We start from the raw sequence: 19,895 nt of genomic DNA, 5'->3' as shown, positions 1-19,895 counted from the left end.
CAGCACACCAAAAAAAATGAAGGAGACGCTCCGATGCTCTTGATTCAGTACACCACAACCGCCGGCGAACGCCGCGTCGGCATCCTGGACGGCGACGCCGTCACCCCGATCGCGGGCTACGCAACCACGCTGGGCCTGGCCAAGGCCGCCATCGCGCAAGGCATGGGCATCGCCGCCCTGGCAGATGCCTCCACCGGCGCCGCCGCCGAATCCTACAAAGCCATCGCCGCCGAAGGCCGCCTGCTGGCCCCGATCGACCACCCCGATCCTGCCCACTGCTACGTCACCGGCACCGGCCTGACCCACCTGGGCAGCGCCGACACCCGTGATGCCATGCACAAGAAGATCGGCGGCGATGTCGAGACCCTGTCCGACAGCATGAAGATGTTCCGCATGGGCGTCGAAGGCGGCAAGCCGCAGGGCGATACCCCGGGCGTGCAGCCGGAATGGTTTTATAAGGGCGACGGCTCCATCGTGCGCGCCAGCGGGCAGCCGATAGCCATGCCGGACTTTGCGCTGGACGGCGGCGAAGAGCCGGAGATCGCCGGCCTCTACCTGATCGGCGAAGACGGCCAGCCCTGGCGCGTCGGCTACGCGCTCGGCAACGAGTTCTCGGACCACGTGACCGAGCGCCAGAACTATCTGTACCTGGCCCATTCGAAGCTGCGTAACTGCGGCGTCGGCCCGGCGTTGCTGGTCGGCGAGTTGCCGGCCCACGTTTCCGGCGTATCGCGCATCGTGGGCGCCGACGGCCAGGTGCGCTGGGAGAAGGCCTTCGTCTCCGGTGAGCAGAACATGTCGCACACCATCGCCAACCTCGAATACCACCACTTCAAGTACGGGCTGTTCACGCGCCCGGGCGACGTCCACATCCACTTCTTCGGCACCGCCACGCTGAGCTTCGCCGACAACGTGCAGGTCGCGGCCGGCGAGACCTTCGAGATCGAATCGCCGCAATTCGGCCCGGCCCTGCGCAATCCGCTCGCCGTGACCACCGACACCTACAGGAAAGTGAAAGCATTATGAGCAGTCTGACTGGCGAAGCACTCATCGGCGGCCGCGCGGAGCAGGGCGCCGGCGGCTCCTTCAAGGCCTGGAACCCCACGCTGCGCGAGCACCTGGAGCCGTCCTTCCACATGGTCGACCGCGAGCAGATCGACCGCGCCTGCACGCTGGCCGGCGCTGCCTTCGACACCTTCCGCAGCACCACGGACCAGCAGCGCGCTGACTTTCTCGACGCTGTCGCCGAGCAGATCATGGCCATCGGCGACGAACTGGTCGAGCGCGCGATGCTGGAGACCGGCCTGCCGCGCGCGCGCATCGAGGGCGAGCGCGGACGCACCTGCAACCAACTGCGCCTGTTCGGCGCCTTGCTGCGCGAAGGCTCCTGGCAGGACCCGCGCATCGATCCGGCCCTGCCGGCGCGCACCCCGCCGCGTCCGGATCTGCGCAGCCGCCTGATAGGGGTCGGACCCGTGGCCGTGTTCGCGGCTTCGAACTTCCCGCTAGCCTTTTCGGTGGCCGGCGGCGATACCGCCTCCGCCTTCACAGCCGGCTGCCCGGTGGTGCTGAAAGCCCACTCGGCCCATCCCGGCACCTCGGAGCTAGTGGCGCGCGCCGTCGTCAAGGCGGTCGGGCAATGCGGCCTGCCGGCGGGCACCTTCGCACTGCTGACCGGCACCGGCCGCGACATCGGCCAGGCACTGGTGGCCCATCCGGCGATCCAGGCGGTCGGCTTCACCGGCTCGCGCGCCGGCGGCACTTCGCTGATGGCGACCGCGGCAAACCGTCCGCAGCCGATCCCGGTGTATGCCGAGATGAGCAGCATTAACCCGGTCTTCCTGCTGCCGAACGCCCTCAAAGCGAACGGCGAGCGGATCGGCAAGGAATTCGCGGCCTCGCTGGTGCTGGGCGTGGGCCAGTTCTGCACCAACCCTGGCCTGGTGCTGGCGGTGGAGGGCGAGGGACTGGAGGCGTTCTGCGCCGGCGCCACCGCCGCGCTGGGAGAAACCCAGCCGGCCACCATGCTCTCGGCCGGCATCGCGGCCAGCTTCCGCAGCGGCGTCGACACGCTGCACGGCCATGACGCGGTGACGACCCTGCTGCGCATGGAGCACGAAGAACACCAGGGCCACGCCGCGCTGTTCCGCGTATCCAGCAGCGATTTCCTGGCGCGCCACGAATTGCACGAAGAGATCTTCGGCCCGGCCTCGCTGCTGGTGGTCTGCAAGGACCTTGAAGACATGCGCGCCGTGGCCGAGCGCCTGGAAGGGCAACTGACCGCCGCGCTGCACATGGTCGACGGCACCGACGATGTCGATGCGGCGCGCGGCCTGCTGCCGACGCTGGAGCGCAGGGCCGGCCGCATCCTCGTAAACGGTTTCGGCACCGGCGTGGAAGTGGCGCACGCGATGGTGCACGGCGGCCCGTTCCCGGCCACCGCCGACGGCCGCAGCACCTCGGTCGGCACTGCTGCGATCTACCGCTTCCTGCGCCCGGTGTGCTACCAGAACCTGCCGCAATCCTTGCTGCCGGCCGCGCTGCGCGACGATAATCCGCTGGGCATCTGGCGCCGCCGCGACGGGGCGCTCGGCAAAGAATAAGCAGATAAATAAAAAAACGATGGAGACGGTATGAGTAAGTTGGCCAAGTACGGCAGCCTGGAAGGCAAGCGGGTATTCGTGACGGGCGGCGGCAGCGGGATCGGTGAAGCAATCGTCGCCGCCTTCGTGGAGCAGGGCGCGGCGGTCGCCTTTGTCGACATCGTGCGCGAGGCAAGCGAGGGTCTGGTGGCACGGCTGACCGGTTCACTACAGCCGGGGCAGACGGCGCCGGTATTCCGCTACTGCGACATCACCGACATCCCGGCGCTGCAGCAGACCATGGCCGAACTGGCCGGCCTGCTGGGCGACTTCGACGTCATCGTCAACAACGCCGCCAACGACCAGCGCCACCAGATCGGCGACGTCAGCGCCGCTTACTACGACGAGCGCATCGCCATCAACCAGCGCCCGATGTTCTTCACCGTGCAGGCGGCGCTGGAAGGCATGAAGCGGCGCGGCGGCGGCTCGGTCATCAATTTCAGCTCGATGTCCTTCCACGCCAAGAACCCTGGCTACCCGATCTACGCGGCCACCAAGGCCGCCGTCACCGGCCTGACCCGCTGCCTGGCGCGCGACCTGGGCCAATTCAACATCCGCGTGAACACCGTCACCCCGGGCTGGGTCATGACCCAGCGCCAGATCGACCTGTGGCTGGACGAGGAAGGCGAGGCACAGATCAAGCGCGCCCAGTGCCTGCCGGGCAAGCTGATGTCGGAAGATATCGCGGCCATGGTGCTGTTCCTGGCGGCCGACGACAGCAAGATGTGCACGGCGCAGGATTTCGTCGTCGACGCGGGTTGGACCTGAGGAGAAGCGCCATGACCAGATTCGCTCCGCTCGCGCTGGCGCTGTTCGCCACCGGCGCTTTTGCCGCACCGCTCACGAGCCCCGACCGTCACATCAGCGTCCAGGTCCGCATCAGTCCATCCCACACGCTGGAATACACCGTCGAGCGCGACGGCCACCCGGTCATCCTGCCATCGCGCCTCGGCCTGCAGCTGGAAGGCGCGGACCTGGACACGCAGCTGAAACTGGCCGCCACCTCACGGGTCAGGCCGATTGCCGAGGATTACGAACTCGCCGCCGGCAAGAAGCGCCGCATCGCCTACCGCGCCAACGAGCAGGTCTACACGGTGCGCAATGCGAAGGGACAGGCGATGGATGTCGCCTTCCGCGTATCGAACGACGGCGTCGCTTTCCGCTACCTGGTGCGCGCTGCGGGTCCGCAGAAGTTCGTATCCGAATCGACCAGCTTCGCCTTCGACACGCAAGCAAAGGCCTGGCTGCAGCCGATGGCGGTCGCGCAGACCGGCTGGAGCAATACGAACCCGTCCTATGAAGAGCATTACCAGCGCGAGATCGCGGTCGGCACCAGGGCGCCGATGGCCGGCTGGGTGTTCCCGGCGCTGTTCCGCACCGGCGACACCTGGGTCGCGCTGACCGAGGCGAACATGGATGGCAGCTGGCATGCCTCGCGCCTGCAGGCCGATTCCACCGGCAGCGTCTACCGCCTCGGCACGCCGATGGCGCCGGAAGTCTTCACCAATGGCGGCCTGCTGGCCGAAAGCAGCGGCGAGTTGATGTCGCCATGGCGCGTGATCGCACTCGGCAGCCTGGCGACGGTGACCGAATCGACCCTCGGCACCGACCTGGCTGCGCCGGCCATCGCTTTCGACAGGGCGAAACTGAAGCCCGGGCACGCATCCTGGAGCTGGGCGCTGCTGAAGGATGACGCCACCGTGTTCGATGTGCAGAAGAAGTTCATCGACTACGCCGCCGACATGCACTGGGATTACACCCTGGTGGATGCCGACTGGGACCGCAAGATCGGCTACGACAAGATGCGCGAGCTGGGCGCCTATGCAGCGACGAAGGGTATCGGCATGCTGGCCTGGTACAACTCGTCCGGCGACTGGAACAAGACGCCGTACTCCCCGAAGAGCAAGCTGTTGACCCACGAGCAGCGCGTGGCCGAATTTGCGCGTCTGGCGGAGATCGGCGTGAAGGGCGTGAAGATCGACTTCTTCGCAGGCGATGGCAAGTCGATGATCGACTACTACGTCGGCATCCTGAAGGACGCTGCCGCCGCCGGCCTGCTGGTGAACTTCCACGGCGCGACCCTGCCGCGCGGCTGGGCGCGCACTTATCCCAACCTGATGACCGCCGAAGCCGTGCGCGGCCTTGAATACACGACCTTCACCCAGGACGACCAGGACGCGGTAGTCCGTCATGCGGCCATGCTGCCGTTCGCCCGCAACCTGTTCGACCCGATGGACTTCACGCCCATGGTGTTCGGCGATATCCCGAAGATCCGCCGTGCCACGCGCAACGGCTTCGAGCTGGCGGAGTCGGTGCTGTTCCTGTCCGGGATCCAGCACTTCGCCGAGACGCCGGAAGGCTTGGCCACCGCACCCGCTTACGTGAAAACCTTCCTCCAGGAGCTGCCCCGCAGCTGGGACGAGGTGAAATTCGTGGCTGGCTATCCAGGCCGCCATGCCGTCATCGCCAGGAAGAGCGGCAAGGCCTGGTACGTGGCCGGCTTCAACGCCGACGACGCCGAGCTGCAGCTCGACCTTGACCTCGGCTTCCTGGCCGGCAGGGAAGGGCAGCTGATCACGGACGGCGCCGGCGAGCGTGACTTCGTCCAGGCCGGTATCCGCGGCGGCAAACAGAAAATCGCCATCAAGGCGCACGGCGGTTTCGTCGCCGTATTCAAATAAATACGCACACATTTATAACAAGGAGACCCGCATGCAGTCCTTCAAACCCACGATCCTCGCGCTCGGCCTGATGGCGGCACTGCCGGCGTTCGCACAGGTGAACCTCAGCGTCGACGCCAGCAAGCCCGGCGCGGTCATCAACAAGAACGTCTACGGCCAGTTTGCCGAGCACCTGGGCACCGGCATCTACGAGGGCTTGTGGGTCGGTCCGGAATCGAAGATCCCGAATACCAAGGGCTGGCGCAAGGACGTGGTGGGCGCACTGAAGGACCTGCACGTGCCGCTGGTGCGCTGGCCGGGCGGCTGCTTCGCCGACGAGTACCACTGGAAGGACGGCATCGGCCCGCGCAACAAGCGCCCGGTGAAGGTCAATACCAACTGGGGCGGCGTCCCCGAGAACAATGCGGTCGGCACCCACGAGTTCTTCGACCTGGTCGAAATGCTGGGCGCGGACGCCTACGTCAACGGCAACCTGGGCACCGGCACGCCGCAGGAAATGGCCGAATGGGTCGAGTACATGACCTCGGAAGGGAAGTCGACCCTGGCCGAACTGCGCGCCAAGAACGGCCATCCGCAGCCTTTCAAGGTCGCCTATTTCGCCATCGGCAATGAGGCCTGGGGCTGCGGCGGCAACATGAAGCCGGAGTACTACACGAGCCTGTACAACCACTACCGCACCTTCCTGAAGGCGCCGGAGGCCTACCGTCCGAAGCTGATCGCCAGCGGCGGCAACGACAATGACACCATCTGGACCGAAGTCCTGAGCCGCGACGCGGGTCACGGCACCGACGGCATCAGCTTCCACTACTACACGCTGCCAACCGGGAAATGGGAAAAGAAGGGCGCCGCCATCGGCTTCCCGGAAAACGAGTGGTTCTCGACCATGGCGGCCACCCTGCGCATGGACGATCATATCAAGCGCAACGTCGCCGTCCTCGACAAGAACGACCCGCAGAAGAAAATCGGCTTCTACGTGGACGAGTGGGGCACCTGGTACGACGTCGAGCAGGGCACCAATCCGGGCTTCCTGTTCCAGCGTAACACCCTGCGTGATGCAGTGGTCGCGGCCCTCAACTTCAACATCTTCCATGCGCACGCCGATCGCGTCCGCATGACCAACATCGCGCAGATGGTCAACGTGCTGCAAGCCATGATCATCACCGACAAGGACAAGATGCTGCTGACGCCGACCTACCACGCCTACAAGATGTACGTGCCCTTCCAGGACGCGACCTCGCTGCCGGTCACGCTGTCCAACAACACGACCTATACCTCGGACGGCAAGGGCGTCCCGGGCATCAGCGCCTCGGCCGCGCGCGGCAAGGACGGCAAGGTCTGGATCGCGCTGGTCAACACCAATCCGCACGATGCCACCGACGTCAGCCTGGACGTGGCGGGCCAGGCCATCGGCGCCGTGCGCGGCCAGGTCCTGACCGCCGAGGCGATGGACGCCCACAACACCTTCGACAAGCCGCAGGCCATCAAGCCGGCGCCGTTCAGTGCCAATGCCAGCGGCGGCAAGCTGACGGTCAAGGTGCCGGCCAAGGCGGTGATGGTGTTCGCGGTCGAGGGCTGAGCCATGCGTGCGCCGACCCTGAATGCGATGGGGTGGGCGCATCGCGCCCTGCGTGCTGCCGCGCTGGCAATCCCGGTCGCGATCACGCTGACCACGGGCGCAAAGGCCGCCCAGGTCAGCATCCACGACCCGGTCATGGCCAAAGAGGGCAACAAGTACTACCTCTTCAGCACCGGCCCCGGCATCACCTTCTACAGCTCGGCCGACATGCTGAACTGGAAGCCCGAAGGCCGCATCTTCCCCGGCCAGCCCTCCTGGGCCAAACAAGCCGCACCGACCTTCAACGACCACATCTGGGCGCCGGACATCCAGTATCACAAGGGTAAATACCTGCTGTACTACTCGGTGTCCGGCTTCGGCAAGAACACCTCCGGCATCGGCGTGACCGCCAACGCCACGCTCGACCCGCGCGCGCCCAACTACCGCTGGGAAGATCAGGGCATGGTGCTGCAATCGGTCCCGGGCCGCGATTTGTGGAACGCGATCGACTCCAACGTGGCCGAGGACGACAAGGGCAATGGCTGGATGGCCTTCGGCTCCTTCTGGGGCGGCATCAAGCTGGTCAAGCTCGACGCCAGCTGGACCAAGCTGGCCGAACCTCAGGAATGGCACACCATCGCGCGCCGCGAACGCCCGGCCTTCACGCCCGACGAAAACGCCGGTCCCGCCGAGATCGAAGGGCCCTTCATCTTCAAGAAGAACGGCTGGTACTACCTGTTCGTCTCCTTCGGCAAATGCTGCCAGGGTCCGAACAGCACCTACAACGTGGTCGTCGGCCGCGCGAAACAGATCACCGGCCCCTATCTCGACCGCCAGGGCAAGGACATGGCGATGGGCGGCGGCTCGCTCGTCATTGAAGGCGACAAGAACTGGAAAGCTCTGGGCCACAACAGCGCCTACACCTTCGACGGTAAGGACTGGCTCGTGCTGCACGCCTACGAGACGGCCGACAAGTACCAGCAGAAGCTGAAGGTGCTGGAAATAAAGTGGGACAAGGATGGCTGGCCGGTGGTCGACTCCGCGGACCTCAATCGCTATGTGAGCAAACAACTCCCATGAAACTGAATCCGCTTCGGCTTACTGCGGCAGCGCTGCTGCTCATCGTGGGCGCTGCATCCGCGCAGGCCGCCGACCTGTTCCCGCTGCGCGACGTGCGCCTGGGCCCCAGCCCCTTCCTCGACGCGCAGACGACGGACCTGAACTACCTGATGGCGATGGAGCCGGACCGCCTGCTCGCGCCCTTCCTGCGCGAGGCAGGGCTGGAGCCGAAAAAGCCCAGCTACGGCAACTGGGAATCCTCGGGCCTGGACGGCCACATGGGCGGCCACTACCTGTCCGCGCTCGCTTTGATGTTCGCATCGACCGGCGACGCTGGCGTCAAGGAACGCCTCGATTACTTCGTCGCCGAGCTGAAACGCGCGCAGCAGGCGAACAGCGACGGCTACCTCGGCGGCATCCCCGGCGGCCGCGCCGCCTGGCGCGACATCGCCGCCGGCCAGCTCCACGCCGACAACTTCTCGGTCAACGGCAAATGGGTCCCCTGGTACAACCTGCACAAGGTCTATGCGGGCCTGCGCGACGCGTATCGCTACGCCGGCAACGAGGACGCGCGCGCGATGCTGATCGCCTTGTCCGACTGGGCGCTGCGCCTGACGGACCACCTGAGCGCGGAACAGATGCAGGCCATGCTGAAGAGCGAGCATGGCGGCATGAACGAGGTGCTGGCCGACGTCTACCAGATGACGGGCGAGCGCAAATACCTTGAGCTGGCGCTGAAATTCTCGGATCAGCGCATCCTGCAGCCGCTGGAGAAGAGCGAAGACAAGCTGACGGGCCTGCACGCCAATACCCAGATCCCCAAGGTGATCGGCTTCAAGCGCATCGCCGACCTGTCCGGTAACAAGGACATGGAGCAGGCCGCGGAGTTCTTCTGGCAGACCGTGGTCGACCATCGCACGGTGGCCATCGGCGGCAACAGCGTCAAGGAGCACTTCCACGACGACAAGGACTTCAGCCCCATGATCAACGACGTCGAGGGCCCGGAGACCTGTAACACCTACAACATGCTCAAGCTGACGGAAATGCTGTTCCTGTCGCAGCAGAAGGGCAGCTTTGCGGACTACTACGAGCGCGCGCTGTACAACCACATTCTCGGATCCCAGCATCCCGGCACCGGCGGCTTCGTCTACTTCACGCCGATGCGGCCGAATCACTACCGCGTGTACTCGCAGGTGGACCAGGCGATGTGGTGCTGCGTCGGCTCGGGCATCGAAAGTCATGCCAAATACGGTGAGTTCATCTACGCGCGCGATAAGGATGCGCTGTTCGTGAACCTGTTCATCCCGTCGACGCTGACGTGGCGCGAGAAGGGCGTGCGTATCACGCAGGCCAACCGCTTCCCGGACCAGGGGGGTACGCGCATCACGGTCGATGGCAATGCGCGCTTCGCGATGAAGATCCGCTATCCGGCGTGGGTCGCAGCCGGCAAGCTGGCGGTGCGTGTGAATGGACGCGGGGTGAAGGTCGTCGCGAAGCCCGGCGATTACGTCGAGATCGACCGCGCATGGCGCAAGGGCGACCGGGTCGAGGTCAGCCTGCCGATGACAACGCGGCTGGAGCAGATGCCGGATAAGTCCAACTACTATGCGGTGCTGCACGGGCCCATCGTGTTGGCGGCGAAGACCAATCCCTTTCCGAACGAGCATCTGAACTTCCTGGCCGACGACTCGCGCATGGGACACATCGCCTCCGGCCAGGTCTGTCCGCTGGAGGCGGCGCCGACCTTCATCGCTTCCAGCCGCGATTTCATGAAGGGCCTCAAGCCCGTGAAGGGCAAGCCACTGACTTTTACGGCGCCGGGACTGGTGCAGGGTGGGGCGGGTTCGGCCACGGAGTTCATTCCCTTCTTCCGCCTGCACGATTCGCGCTATGCCGTGTATCTGCCGCAGTCGACGCCGGGCGACTACGCGCGTATGCGTGCGGAGGCGGCAGCGCGCGAGGGCGAGCGGCTGGCGCTGGATGCGCGGACCATCGACCAGGTGGCGCCGGGGGAGCAGCAGCCGGAGTCGGATCACTTCTTCAAGGGGGCGGAGGCGGAGGCTGGGGTGAATGGAGGGCGGCACTGGCGAAGTGCGACCAAGTGGTTCAGTTATCAGTTGAGCGATCCGAAGGGTGAGGCGAAGATGCTCAGGCTGACGTTCGCGCGGGCGGATGCGGGGCGCCGATTCGATATGCTGGTCAACGGGGAGCTGATTGCCGAAGTGGCGCTGTCGACGGATGCGGCGCAAGAGTTTTATACCGCCGATTTTGCACTGCCCACGGGAACGGCGCAGCACGCAGATGGCAAACTGGAGGTGCAGTTCATCGCGAAAGGCGGATCGGTGGCCGGTGGCCTCTACGGCTTGCGGCTTCTGCGCTGAGCCTCCGGTGGCCGCAGGATGTAAGATCTGGAGAAGCTACCTGTCGCTGCGAGGCACCATGACATTGCACGCCAAACTTCATAGTAAGGAAACACTGGGTGACCGTATCATGAAGGTCAACCACGCCGGTGAACACGGAGCAGTCAATATCTATCGCGGCCAGTTGATGCTCGCACGCTTCACCGCTCCTGAGCAGAGCGCCGTACTCGAAGAATTCCTGGCCCATGAGTGCAGGCACAGGGCGATATTCGTTAGTCAGCTGGCGCGGCGCGGACAGCCGCGATGCCGCAGCTATGCCTTGTGCGGCCTGGGCGGCTGTGTGCTCGGTATCCTCACCGGTATGCTCGGGCGCCGCGCCATCGGCGCCACCACTTTTGCCGTTGAACGCGTCGTGCTGAAGCATCTGCAGGCGCAACTTGCGACTTTGGGCGACAAGGATGCGGAGGCTGTGGAAGCGATCCGCGACATCATGGCTGAGGAAGCCGAACACAAAGACCGTTATTCGGATGTCCAGGCCGGGGATCGCATCTGGCGCGCCTTGCTGCTTCCGGTCGTGGCAGCGGCGACGGAATCCGTGATCTGGCTGGGCATGCGTCTTCGGCGACCTCGCTTCCTGGAACGTATGCTGGCGTAATCTTCGGTTGATATCAAAACTGGTATTGCATACGTCAAAAAAATGATTGGATGAGCATCCCTCACCTGTAATAGTATTGGCACACAACAATACCGGAGACAAGTGATGCCCCTCCCAATCCGCAGGACCTTCCTGGGCGCGGTCGTAGCCGCCGCATGTGCCGCCGCCATCCCCGCCTTCGCCGCAAAACCGCTCATCATCGGCTTCTCCCAAGTCGGCGCCGAAAGCGAATGGCGCACCGCGAACACCGCTTCCATCAAGGCCGCCGCCAAACAGTCCGGCGTGAACCTGAAGTTCGCCGACGCCCAGCAACAGCAGCAGAACCAGGTCAAGGCGATCCGTTCCTTCATCGCCCAGCGCGTCGACGTGATCGCGTTCTCGCCGGTGGTGGAAACCGGCTGGGAGACCGTGCTGCGCGAGGCAAAAAACGCGAAGATTCCCGTCATCCTGACCGACCGCTCGGTCAAGGTCAGCGACCCGTCGCTGTACGTCAGCTTCATCGGTTCCGACTTCGTGGAAGAGGGCCGCCGCGCCGGGCGCTGGCTGCTGGAGTACGCGAAGAAGAACCCGGGCAAGCCGCTCAACATCGTCGAGCTGCAGGGCACGGTCGGCTCGGCGCCGGCCACCGACCGCAAGACCGGCTTTGCCGAAGTCATCGCCGCCAATCCGAAGCTGAAGATCATCCGCTCGCAGACCGGCGACTTCACCCGGGCCAAGGGCAAGGAGGTGATGGAAGCCTTCTTGAAATCCGAGGGCAAGAACATCAACGTGCTGTACGCGCACAACGACGACATGGCCATCGGCGCGATCCAGGCCATCGAGGAAGCGGGCCTGAAGCCGGGCAAGGACATCGTGATCGTCTCGATCGACGGTGTGCGCGGCGCCTTCGAGGCCATGATGCAGGGGAAGCTGAACGTGACCGTCGAGTGCAATCCGCTGCTGGGGCCGACCCTGATGCAGACCGCGCAGGACGTCGTCGCCGGCAAGCCGGTCGCCAAGCGCATCACCGTCGAGGAAGGCGTGTTCCCGGCTGATGTCGCGGCCAAGGTGTTCCCGACCCGGAAGTACTGAGTCGGCCATGGTCGATGCAATGACGCCCGTCCTCGAGGTGACGGGCATTCACAAGCAGTTCCCCGGCGTGAAGGCGCTGTTGGATGCTGGTCTACGCCTCTATCCCGGTGAAGTCCACACGCTGATGGGCCAGAACGGCGCGGGCAAGTCCACGCTGATCAAGGTCCTCACGGGCGTCTACCAGCCGGACGCCGGCAGCATCGTCCTGAACGGCCAGGCGATCCGGCCGCGCTCCACCCAGGACGCGCAGGACCTCGGCATCAGCACCGTCTACCAGGAGGTGAATCTGTGCGCCAACCTGTCGGTGGCGGAGAACATCTTCATCGGACGCTATCCGCGCCGTTGGGGCATGGTCGACTGGCGCAGCATGCGCAGGCAGGCCGCCGATCTGCTGAAGCGCCTGCAGATCGATGTCGACGTCAGCAAGCCGCTGGGCGACTATCCGCTGGCGATCCAGCAGATGGTGGCGATCGCGCGCGCCCTGAATACCGAGGCGCGTGTGCTGATCCTCGACGAGCCGACCTCCAGCCTGGACGAAGCCGAAGTCCAGACCCTGTTCGGGGTGCTGCGCCGGCTGCGCGAGGAGGGCATGGCGGTCCTGTTCGTCACCCACTTCCTCGACCAGACCTATGCGATTTCCGATCGCATCACGGTAATGCGTAACGGTGAGCGCGAAGGCGAATATGCCTGCGCCGAGCTGTCGCGCCTGGCCCTGGTGAACAAGATGATCGGCGCACCGGCCGATGCGAATACCGAAGTGGCAGACGCCGGCGACGACGCCAGTAAAGAAGCCGCACGCGGAGAGGTCTTTCTGCAAGCCCGCGGCATCGCGCGCAAGGGCGTGCTGTCGCCGGTCGACCTGACTATGCACCGCGGCGAGCTGCTGGGCCTTGCCGGCCTGCTGGGCTCCGGCCGCACCGAGACCGCGCGCCTGCTGTTCGGCGCCGACAAGCTCGATGCCGGCAGCGTCGACGTCAACGGCAAGTCCACCAGTTTCAAGAATCCGCGCGACGCCATCGCCCAGGGCATCGGCTTCTGCTCGGAAGACCGCAAGCACGAAGGGGCGATCCTGCCGCTGTCGGTGCGCGAAAATCTCATCCTTGCGCTGCAGGCCCGCCAGGGCATCTGGCGCGCGATTTCGCTCAAGCGCCAGCAGCAGCTGGCCGCCGACTACGTCAAATGGCTGGGCATCAAGACTGCCAGCATCGAGACGCCGATCGGATCGCTCTCCGGCGGCAACCAGCAGAAGGTGCTGCTGGCGCGCTGGCTGGCCACCGAGCCGCAGCTGATGATACTCGACGAACCGACGCGCGGCATCGACGTGCGCGCCAAGCAGGAAATCATGGATTACGTCAGCAATTTGTGCCGCAAGGGCATGTCCATCCTCTTCATTTCGTCCGAACTGCCGGAAGTGCTGCGCGTATCCGACCGCATGGTCGTCATGCGCGACCGCAAGGCCTGCGGCGAGTACAAGCGCGGTGAGCTCGACGAAACCACCGTGCTGCGCGCAATCGCGGGAGAGGGCGCATGAACGCCAGCCTCGACCCCGGCCTCGCCAAGCCGGCAGCAAGCCCCACCGCATCGCTGAAGTCCGTGCTCCTCCAGCACCCGCTGCTGCGCCCCGCCGCCGCGCTGCTGGTGCTGCTGGTCCTGGACGCCATCCTGGTGCCGGGCTTCTTCCGCCTCGAGATCAAGGACGGCCACCTGTACGGCGCCCTGGTCGACATCCTCAACCGCGCGGCGCCGCTGATGCTGGCGGCGCTGGGCATGACCCTGGTGATCGCCACCCGCGGCATCGATATCTCGGTGGGCGCGGTGGTCGCGCTGTCCGGTACCGTGGCGGCGATGCTGATCTCCGCGAACACGCCGATGGCCACGGCGCTGCCGGCCGCCTTCGGCGTGGCCCTGCTGTGTGGGCTGTGGAACGGTGTGCTGGTGGCGGGCGTCAAGCTGCAGCCCATCGTCGCGACCCTAATCCTGATGGTGGCGGGGCGCGGCCTGGCCCAGCTGCTGACCGATGGCCAGATCGTCACGGTCTATCAACAGTCCTTCTTCTTCCTTGGTTCCGGCTATCTGGTCGGGCTGCCGTTCTCGCTGTTCGTGGTGGCCGCCGTGTTCGCGGTGACGATGCTGCTGATGAAGAAGACCGCGCTGGGCCTGTTCATCCAGGCGGTCGGTATCAACCCGGTGGCCGCGCGCCTGGCCGGCCTGCGGACCGCCACCCTGGTGATCTTCGTCTATGTGTTCTGCAGCGCCTGCGCGGGCCTGGCGGGGATGCTGATCACCTCCAACATCAAGAGCGCGGACGCCAACAACGCCGGCCTGCTGCTGGAGCTGGACGCGATCCTCGCCGTCACGCTGGGTGGCACCTCGCTCGCCGGCGGCAAATTCAGCCTGGCGGGCAGCATGATCGGCGCGCTGATCATCCAGACGCTTACGTACACCATCTATTCGCTGGGCGTGCCGCCCGAGGTGAACATGGTGGTCAAATCGGTGGTCGTGTTCGTCGTCTGCATTTCGCAGTCGGGCGAATTCCGGCAACTCGTCAAACGGAGGACAGCATGAGCACAGCGGTACGCAAAGAAGGCATCGCCTCTAGACCCTGGTTCACCGCTATGGTGACGGTGGTGCTGCTGGTGGCGATGCTGGGCGCCGGCGGTGCGGCCTATCCGGGCTTCCTGTCGCTGCAGGTGATCTTTAACCTGCTCATCGATAATGCCTTCCTGCTGGTACTGGCGATCGGCATGGGCTTCGTGATCCTCTCCGGCGGCATCGACCTGTCGGTGGGCTCGGTGCTGGCTTTGTCGACCATGGCTGCGGCCTGGCTGCTGCAGACGGCGCACTGGCATCCTGCGCTGGTCATCGCCGCGGCGCTGCTGATGGGCGCCGTGTTCGGCGCCGCGCAGGGCCTGCTGATCCATCTGTTCAAGCTGCAGCCCTTTATCGTCACCCTGGCCGGCATGTTCCTGGCGCGTGGGCTGTGCTACCTGATCAGCATCGAGTCGATCACGATCGACCAGCCTTTCTTTGTCGCGCTGTCCCAGACCCAGGTGCCGCTGCTCGGCGGCTTCCTGTCGCCGGGTGCGATTATCGCGCTGGTGGTGCTGCTGGTCGCGGTCTGGCTGGCGCATTTCACTTCCTTCGGACGCGCCGTGTATGCGGTCGGCGGCAACGAGCAGTCGGCCGCGATGATGGGCCTGGGCGTCGGCCGCACCAAGGTGGCGGTGTATGCGCTGAGCGGCTTCTGCGCGGCGTTGGGCGGCCTGCTGTTCTCGTTCTATATGCTGTCTGGTTACGGCCTGCATGGGCAGGGGATCGAGCTGGATGCGATCGCCGCGGTGGTCATCGGCGGCACCTTGTTGACCGGCGGTTACGGCTACATCGCCGGTGCGCTGTCGGGCGTGCTGGTGCTGGGCGCGATCCAGACTCTGATCGCCTTCGACGGCACGCTCAGTTCGTGGTGGACCAAGATCGTCATCGGCGCGTTGCTGTTCGTCTTCTGCGTGGTGCAGAGGGTGATGGGCGGACGCCTGAAATAATCAATCGGAGACTTCATGTTCAAACGCGCCATGCCGGCCATTCTTCTGGCCGTGACCTCGCTCGCCCAGGGGGCGAACCCCATCACCAGCAAGATTTTCACCGCCGACCCGGCAGCCCTGGTCGACAAGGGCCGGGTCTACCTTTACGTCGGCCACGACGAAGCGAAGGAGGGCGGCAAGGACTACCTGATGAACGAGTGGCGCGTCTATTCGAGCTGCGACATGCAGCACTGGACCGAGCACCCGGATCCGGTCTCCTACACCATCTTCAAGTGGGCTGGCCGCGATGCCTGGGCCAGCGACGTCACCACGCGCAACGGCAAGTACTACCTGTACACCACGGTCGAGCACAAGAGCATCCCCGGAAAGGCGATCGGCGTGGCGGTGTCGAACAGCCCGACCGGCCCCTTCGTCGACGCGCGGGGCTCGGCCCTGGTCACCAACGACATGACCCACGAGACGCCGATCTCCTGGGACGACATCGACCCCGCCATCTTCGTCGACGACGACGGCCAGGCTTACCTCTACTGGGGCAACACGGTGATGAAGTACGCGAAGCTCAAACCCAACATGATCGAGCTGGATGGCCCGATTCACACGGTGGGCCTGGAAGCCTTCACCGAGGCCTCCTACCTGCACAAGCACGCCGGCAAATACTACCTGTCCTATTCGCGCAAGTTCCCGGAAGAGACGGTGTACATGACCGGCCCCAGCGCGACCGGTCCATGGTCCTTCGGCGGCGTGATCATGGAGCAGAACACGAACGTCAAGACCATCCACCATGCCATCGTCGACTTCAACGGCAAGTCCTACATCTTCTACCACAACGGCAAGCTGCCGGGCGGAGGCGAGTTCCGCCGCTCGGCCGCCGTCGAGGAGCTGCATTACGGCCCGGACGGCAAGATCCTGCCGGTGGCGCAGACCGCCCAGGGACCGGCGGCCAACCCCTCGTCGGCCTGCAAGTGATGCAAGTTCCGGTAAAGAACCGGTTGAAGCAATATCGATAATGATATGATTGCTTAATGGATACTAACAATCCCAACTGGTTCCTCAAGGCCCGCCTCAAGACCCGCCAGCTGCTGCTGCTGATCGCCCTCGACGATTACCGCAACATCCACCGGGCGGCCGAGGAGCTGCACATGACCCAGCCCGCCGCGTCCAAGCAGATCAAGGACCTGGAGGAGATGCTGGACGTCAAACTGTTCGAGCGCCTGCCGCGCGGGATGGAACCAACCATCTACGGCGAGACCATGATCCGTCACGCGCGCATGGCCCTCACCAGCCTGGCGCTGGCGCACGACGACATCGTCACCCTGAAGGCCGGCCTGACCGGCCAGGCCGAGGTGGGCGTGATCATGACCCCGGCCATGGCCCTGCTGCCGCGCGCCATCGCGCGGGTGAAGGAAGAGGCGCCGCTGCTGCGCATCGGCGTGCAGCTCGAGACCAGCGACGTCCTGCTCGACAAGCTCCAGCACGGGACCCTGGATTTCATGATCGGCCGTATCTTCGACACCATCGACACCACCGGCCTGATCTACGAAGAACTGACCGAGGAGCCGGCCTGCGCGGTCGTGCGGCCCGGCCATCCGCTGCTGCTGGCAAAGCGCGAGCTGGCGTTGCAGGACATCGCGCCGCTGCCCTGGATCCTGCCGCCGCACGGCAGCATCCTGCGCTACCGCTTCGACATGATGTTCCGCCGCGCGGGCCTGGAGCCGCCGTCCAACGTGGTCGACACCACCGCCATGCTGCTGATCACGTCGCTGCTGCAGCACACCGATTCGCTGCACGTGATGCCGCTCGAGGTGGCGCAGTACTACGCCTCGCTGAACGTGATGCGCATCCTGCCGATCGAGCTGCCCTGCAAGATGGACGCCTTCGGCATCATCCGCCAGCGTGACCACTTGCTGTCCCCGGGCGCGGACCTGCTGCTGCGCGCGGTGCGGGCTGCGGCGGCGGAAATCTACTGAATCGGCGGGTAAACGCCGGTTTACGGCAGAGATAACGGAACTTTTCGGCCGCGCTGGCTGCCTACGCTTTATGCATAGTCAGCCAGGGAGCCTGCAATGCCCAAAGCCGATGCCTACGATTCGATGCTCATCTCGCTGCTGCGCGGCCTGGCAGGCCTGGCGGTGGCGGCAGGCCACTTGCGGGCGCGTGTCTATCCCGGTTTCGGCAGCGTCGCCGACCCCACGCTGTGGTTCGAGCTGTTCGCCTTCCTGAGCGGCTACGCCCATCTGGCGATCGTCGTGTTCTTCGTGCTGAGCGGCTGGCTGGTCGGCGGCGGCCTGCTGGACAGGATCGATACCCCGGGCGCGGTCCGGCGCTATGCGATCGACCGCATCACCCGCCTCTGGATCGTGCTGATCCCGGCCTATGCCGCCATGCTGCTGTTCGCCGCCTGCGCCGGCTGGCTGGATACGTCGTATGTCGACCTGGGCGGCAGCGGCGAGTATGCCGCCGGCGCCTTCGTCGGCAACCTGCTGGGCCTGCAGACTGTGCTGGTGCCCCGGTTCGGCGGCAATTATCCGCTGTGGACGCTGGCGAACGGGACCTGGTATTACATCCTGTTCCCGCTGCTGCTCACGGTGTTCCGCGCACGCACGGCATGGGCGCGCCTTGCCGCCATCCTTGCCGTGCTCGGCATCGCGCAATTGCTGAGCGGCGTGATGCTGCTGTATTTCTCGGTCTGGCTGCTGGGGACGGCGGCCTCGCGCCTGCGGATCCCGGCGGGGCGGCTCCGGCGCACGCTGCTCCTGCTGCTTTTCCTGGCGGTGACGGTCTATTTCCGCATCGCCGGCGGTAACAACCACATGACCCTCGACACCATCGTGCAGGATCTTGCCTTCAGCCTGGCGCTGGTGCTGTTCCTGTGCAGTATGCGCTTCCGTCCGGCCGGGCCGTCAGCGCTGCGCGACCGTATCATGGCCGTCGCGCGCTTCTTCGCCGGCTTTTCCTTCACCCTCTATGTGATCCATGTGCCGCTGATCGACGCGATGCTGTACTTCAGCGCGCCGTTCTTCGCCGCGCATCGTTTGTCGCCGGCAGCGCCGCTGCACTACCTGGCTTACGCCGGCATGCTGGGCGGGATTGTGGCGCTGGCCTGGTTGTTCCATCTGCCCTTCGAAGCGAATACCCGGCGCCTGCGTGCATGGCTCGGGGAAGGCCTGGCGCCAGGCGCGGGAAGGGCCGTACGCTGGACTGAACCCTTGTAATTCTTTCCTCGCGACCCGATATGGGAGGGCATGACCCGATCCAGCGCCGCCTCGCCCCCAGCCTTCCCGCAATCGCCGCAATTTCGCGACGCCAAGTTCCGCAACCCCGTCCCCATGCGCAAGCACAGCTTTGGAGAGACCGCGCGCCTGTGGTGGGCCTTCATGTTCGACAAGCCGGCCGGCACCGTGCCGCTCCAGCCGCTGCCGGTGCGCGCGCTCACGCGCGAGGCGCTGCTGGCGGCGCCCGACAACACCCTGTACCGGCTCGGCCATTCGACCATGCTGATCAAGCTGGCCGGCGAGTTCTACCTGACCGACCCGGTCTTTTCCGAGCGCGCCTCGCCGGTGCAATGGGCCGGGCCGGCGCGCTTCCACCAGCCCCCGATAGCCATCGCCGAGCTACCGCCCATCAAGGCCGTGATCCTGTCGCACGACCATTACGACCACCTCGACCGCGCCGCCGTGCTGGCGCTGGCGCCGAAGACGTCGGTGTTCCTGACGCCGCTGGGCGTCGGCAAGCGCCTGGTCGACTGGGGCATTGCGGCGGATAAGGTGCGCGAGTTCGACTGGTGGGAGGGGACCGAGATCGACGGCGTGCGCTTCGTGGCGACGCCGGCCCAGCATTTCTCGGGCCGCGGCCTGAACGACGGCAATGCGACGCTGTGGGCGTCGTGGGTGATCCTGCACGGCGACCTGCGCCTGTTCTTCAGCGGCGACACCGGCTACTTCGACGGCTTCAAGGAGATCGGCGCCAAATATGGTCCTTTCGACGTCGCCTTGCTGGAGACCGGCGCCTACGACGAGCGCTGGCCGGACGTGCACATGCAGCCGGAACAGACGCTGCAGGCTTTCCGCGACCTCAAGGGAAAATGGCTGCTGCCCGTGCATAACGGCACCTTCGACCTCGGCCTGCACCGCTGGCAGGACCCGTTCGAGCGGATCGCGGCATTGGCGCAGGCGGGTGGGGTGCCGCTGGCGACGCCGGAAATGGGCGAAGCGGTCGACCTCATGCAACCGCAGGCCGGCCGCGCCTGGTGGCGGGACCTGGAATGAATCCGCGCAATGTCGTGCGTTTCACCAATGCTTTAGAAATATCTCCTTGATCTGGCTCGTCTCGTGAC

16 protein-coding genes are annotated in these 19,895 nt (G+C 65.4%); all 16 read left to right on the top strand.

Annotated elements, in window-relative coordinates; genetic code table 11:
* Positions 1–33: 33 nt before the first annotated feature.
* The 16 genes from araD1 to AC07PE_RS22670 all read left to right on the top strand — a co-directional run bounded on the left by araD1 (position 34) and on the right by AC07PE_RS22670 (position 19,827).
* The gene (gene araD1, locus AC07PE_RS22745) at positions 34–1,026 is read left to right on the top strand and encodes an AraD1 family protein (RefSeq protein ID WP_498768761.1); all 993 of its coding nucleotides are present in this window, start codon (positions 34–36) and stop codon (positions 1,024–1,026) included.
* The gene (locus tag AC07PE_RS22740) at positions 1,023–2,603 is read left to right on the top strand and encodes an aldehyde dehydrogenase (NADP(+)) (RefSeq protein WP_498768759.1); all 1,581 of its coding nucleotides are present in this window, start codon (positions 1,023–1,025) and stop codon (positions 2,601–2,603) included. Before araD1 ends, AC07PE_RS22740 begins: the two co-directional genes overlap by 4 nt.
* A 30-nt stretch (positions 2,604–2,633) precedes the next feature.
* Entirely contained in the window at positions 2,634–3,410 is a 777-nt protein-coding gene (locus AC07PE_RS22735) for an SDR family NAD(P)-dependent oxidoreductase (protein ID WP_498768757.1), read from the top strand.
* A gap of 11 nt (positions 3,411–3,421) precedes the next feature.
* A complete protein-coding gene (locus AC07PE_RS22730) occupies positions 3,422–5,323 on the top strand; it encodes a glycoside hydrolase family 97 protein (protein ID WP_498768755.1) in 1,902 nt (633 codons plus the stop codon).
* 31 nt (positions 5,324–5,354) lie between these two features.
* Complete coding sequence (locus AC07PE_RS22725; protein ID WP_498768753.1) at positions 5,355–6,899, top strand: alpha-N-arabinofuranosidase; 1,545 nt, start codon at positions 5,355–5,357, stop codon at positions 6,897–6,899.
* Positions 6,900–6,902: 3 nt separating this feature from the next.
* Positions 6,903–7,958 carry an arabinan endo-1,5-alpha-L-arabinosidase gene (locus AC07PE_RS22720; RefSeq protein ID WP_498768751.1) on the top strand — a complete coding sequence of 352 codons (1,056 nt, stop codon included), beginning with the start codon at positions 6,903–6,905 and terminating at the stop codon, positions 7,956–7,958.
* Entirely contained in the window at positions 7,955–10,318 is a 2,364-nt protein-coding gene (locus AC07PE_RS22715) for a beta-L-arabinofuranosidase domain-containing protein (RefSeq protein ID WP_498768749.1), read from the top strand. Before AC07PE_RS22720 ends, AC07PE_RS22715 begins: the two co-directional genes overlap by 4 nt.
* A 58-nt stretch (positions 10,319–10,376) precedes the next feature.
* Entirely contained in the window at positions 10,377–10,952 is a 576-nt protein-coding gene (locus AC07PE_RS22710; protein WP_498768747.1) for a demethoxyubiquinone hydroxylase family protein, read from the top strand.
* A 105-nt stretch (positions 10,953–11,057) separates the two neighbouring features.
* A complete protein-coding gene (locus AC07PE_RS22705) occupies positions 11,058–12,023 on the top strand; it encodes an ABC transporter substrate-binding protein (protein WP_498768745.1) in 966 nt (321 codons plus the stop codon).
* A 7-nt stretch (positions 12,024–12,030) separates the two neighbouring features.
* Positions 12,031–13,554 (top strand): sugar ABC transporter ATP-binding protein, encoded by a 1,524-nt coding sequence (locus AC07PE_RS22700; protein WP_498768743.1) that lies wholly within the window; start codon positions 12,031–12,033, stop codon positions 13,552–13,554.
* Positions 13,551–14,588, top strand: a complete 1,038-nt coding sequence (locus tag AC07PE_RS22695; protein ID WP_498768741.1) for an ABC transporter permease — start codon at positions 13,551–13,553, stop codon at positions 14,586–14,588. Before AC07PE_RS22700 ends, AC07PE_RS22695 begins: the two co-directional genes overlap by 4 nt.
* Complete coding sequence (gene yjfF / locus AC07PE_RS22690; protein ID WP_498768739.1) at positions 14,585–15,562, top strand: galactofuranose ABC transporter, permease protein YjfF; 978 nt, start codon at positions 14,585–14,587, stop codon at positions 15,560–15,562. Before AC07PE_RS22695 ends, yjfF begins: the two co-directional genes overlap by 4 nt.
* Positions 15,563–15,577: 15 nt before the next feature.
* Positions 15,578–16,528 carry a glycoside hydrolase family 43 protein gene (locus tag AC07PE_RS22685; protein ID WP_498768737.1) on the top strand — a complete coding sequence of 317 codons (951 nt, stop codon included), beginning with the start codon at positions 15,578–15,580 and terminating at the stop codon, positions 16,526–16,528.
* 56 nt (positions 16,529–16,584) lie between these two features.
* Positions 16,585–17,529 (top strand): LysR family transcriptional regulator, encoded by a 945-nt coding sequence (locus tag AC07PE_RS22680; protein ID WP_498768735.1) that lies wholly within the window; start codon positions 16,585–16,587, stop codon positions 17,527–17,529.
* Positions 17,530–17,625: 96 nt separating this feature from the next.
* Complete coding sequence (locus tag AC07PE_RS22675) at positions 17,626–18,774, top strand: acyltransferase family protein (protein ID WP_498768733.1); 1,149 nt, start codon at positions 17,626–17,628, stop codon at positions 18,772–18,774.
* Positions 18,775–18,804: 30 nt separating this feature from the next.
* Complete coding sequence (locus AC07PE_RS22670; protein WP_498768731.1) at positions 18,805–19,827, top strand: MBL fold metallo-hydrolase; 1,023 nt, start codon at positions 18,805–18,807, stop codon at positions 19,825–19,827.
* The last annotated feature ends 68 nt before the right edge of the window (positions 19,828–19,895 follow it).

Source organism: Telluria sp. GW821-FHT07G12 (assembly GCF_059418525.1).
This window is presented reverse-complemented; position numbering and strand designations above follow the sequence as displayed.

Coding starts and splice junctions, on each gene's coding strand:
- AC07PE_RS22735 (WP_498768757.1), top strand. CDS start 2,634: ATGAGTAAGTTGGCCAAGTACGGCAGCCTGGAAGGCAAGCGGGTATTC.
- AC07PE_RS22700 (WP_498768743.1), top strand. CDS start 12,031: ATGGTCGATGCAATGACGCCCGTCCTCGAGGTGACGGGCATTCACAAG.
- AC07PE_RS22720 (WP_498768751.1), top strand. CDS start 6,903: ATGCGTGCGCCGACCCTGAATGCGATGGGGTGGGCGCATCGCGCCCTG.
- AC07PE_RS22705 (WP_498768745.1), top strand. CDS start 11,058: ATGCCCCTCCCAATCCGCAGGACCTTCCTGGGCGCGGTCGTAGCCGCC.
- AC07PE_RS22670 (WP_498768731.1), top strand. CDS start 18,805: ATGACCCGATCCAGCGCCGCCTCGCCCCCAGCCTTCCCGCAATCGCCG.
- AC07PE_RS22725 (WP_498768753.1), top strand. CDS start 5,355: ATGCAGTCCTTCAAACCCACGATCCTCGCGCTCGGCCTGATGGCGGCA.
- yjfF (WP_498768739.1), top strand. CDS start 14,585: ATGAGCACAGCGGTACGCAAAGAAGGCATCGCCTCTAGACCCTGGTTC.
- AC07PE_RS22715 (WP_498768749.1), top strand. CDS start 7,955: ATGAAACTGAATCCGCTTCGGCTTACTGCGGCAGCGCTGCTGCTCATC.
- AC07PE_RS22730 (WP_498768755.1), top strand. CDS start 3,422: ATGACCAGATTCGCTCCGCTCGCGCTGGCGCTGTTCGCCACCGGCGCT.
- AC07PE_RS22675 (WP_498768733.1), top strand. CDS start 17,626: ATGCCCAAAGCCGATGCCTACGATTCGATGCTCATCTCGCTGCTGCGC.
- AC07PE_RS22710 (WP_498768747.1), top strand. CDS start 10,377: ATGACATTGCACGCCAAACTTCATAGTAAGGAAACACTGGGTGACCGT.
- araD1 (WP_498768761.1), top strand. CDS start 34: ATGCTCTTGATTCAGTACACCACAACCGCCGGCGAACGCCGCGTCGGC.
- AC07PE_RS22680 (WP_498768735.1), top strand. CDS start 16,585: ATGGATACTAACAATCCCAACTGGTTCCTCAAGGCCCGCCTCAAGACC.
- AC07PE_RS22695 (WP_498768741.1), top strand. CDS start 13,551: ATGAACGCCAGCCTCGACCCCGGCCTCGCCAAGCCGGCAGCAAGCCCC.
- AC07PE_RS22740 (WP_498768759.1), top strand. CDS start 1,023: ATGAGCAGTCTGACTGGCGAAGCACTCATCGGCGGCCGCGCGGAGCAG.
- AC07PE_RS22685 (WP_498768737.1), top strand. CDS start 15,578: ATGTTCAAACGCGCCATGCCGGCCATTCTTCTGGCCGTGACCTCGCTC.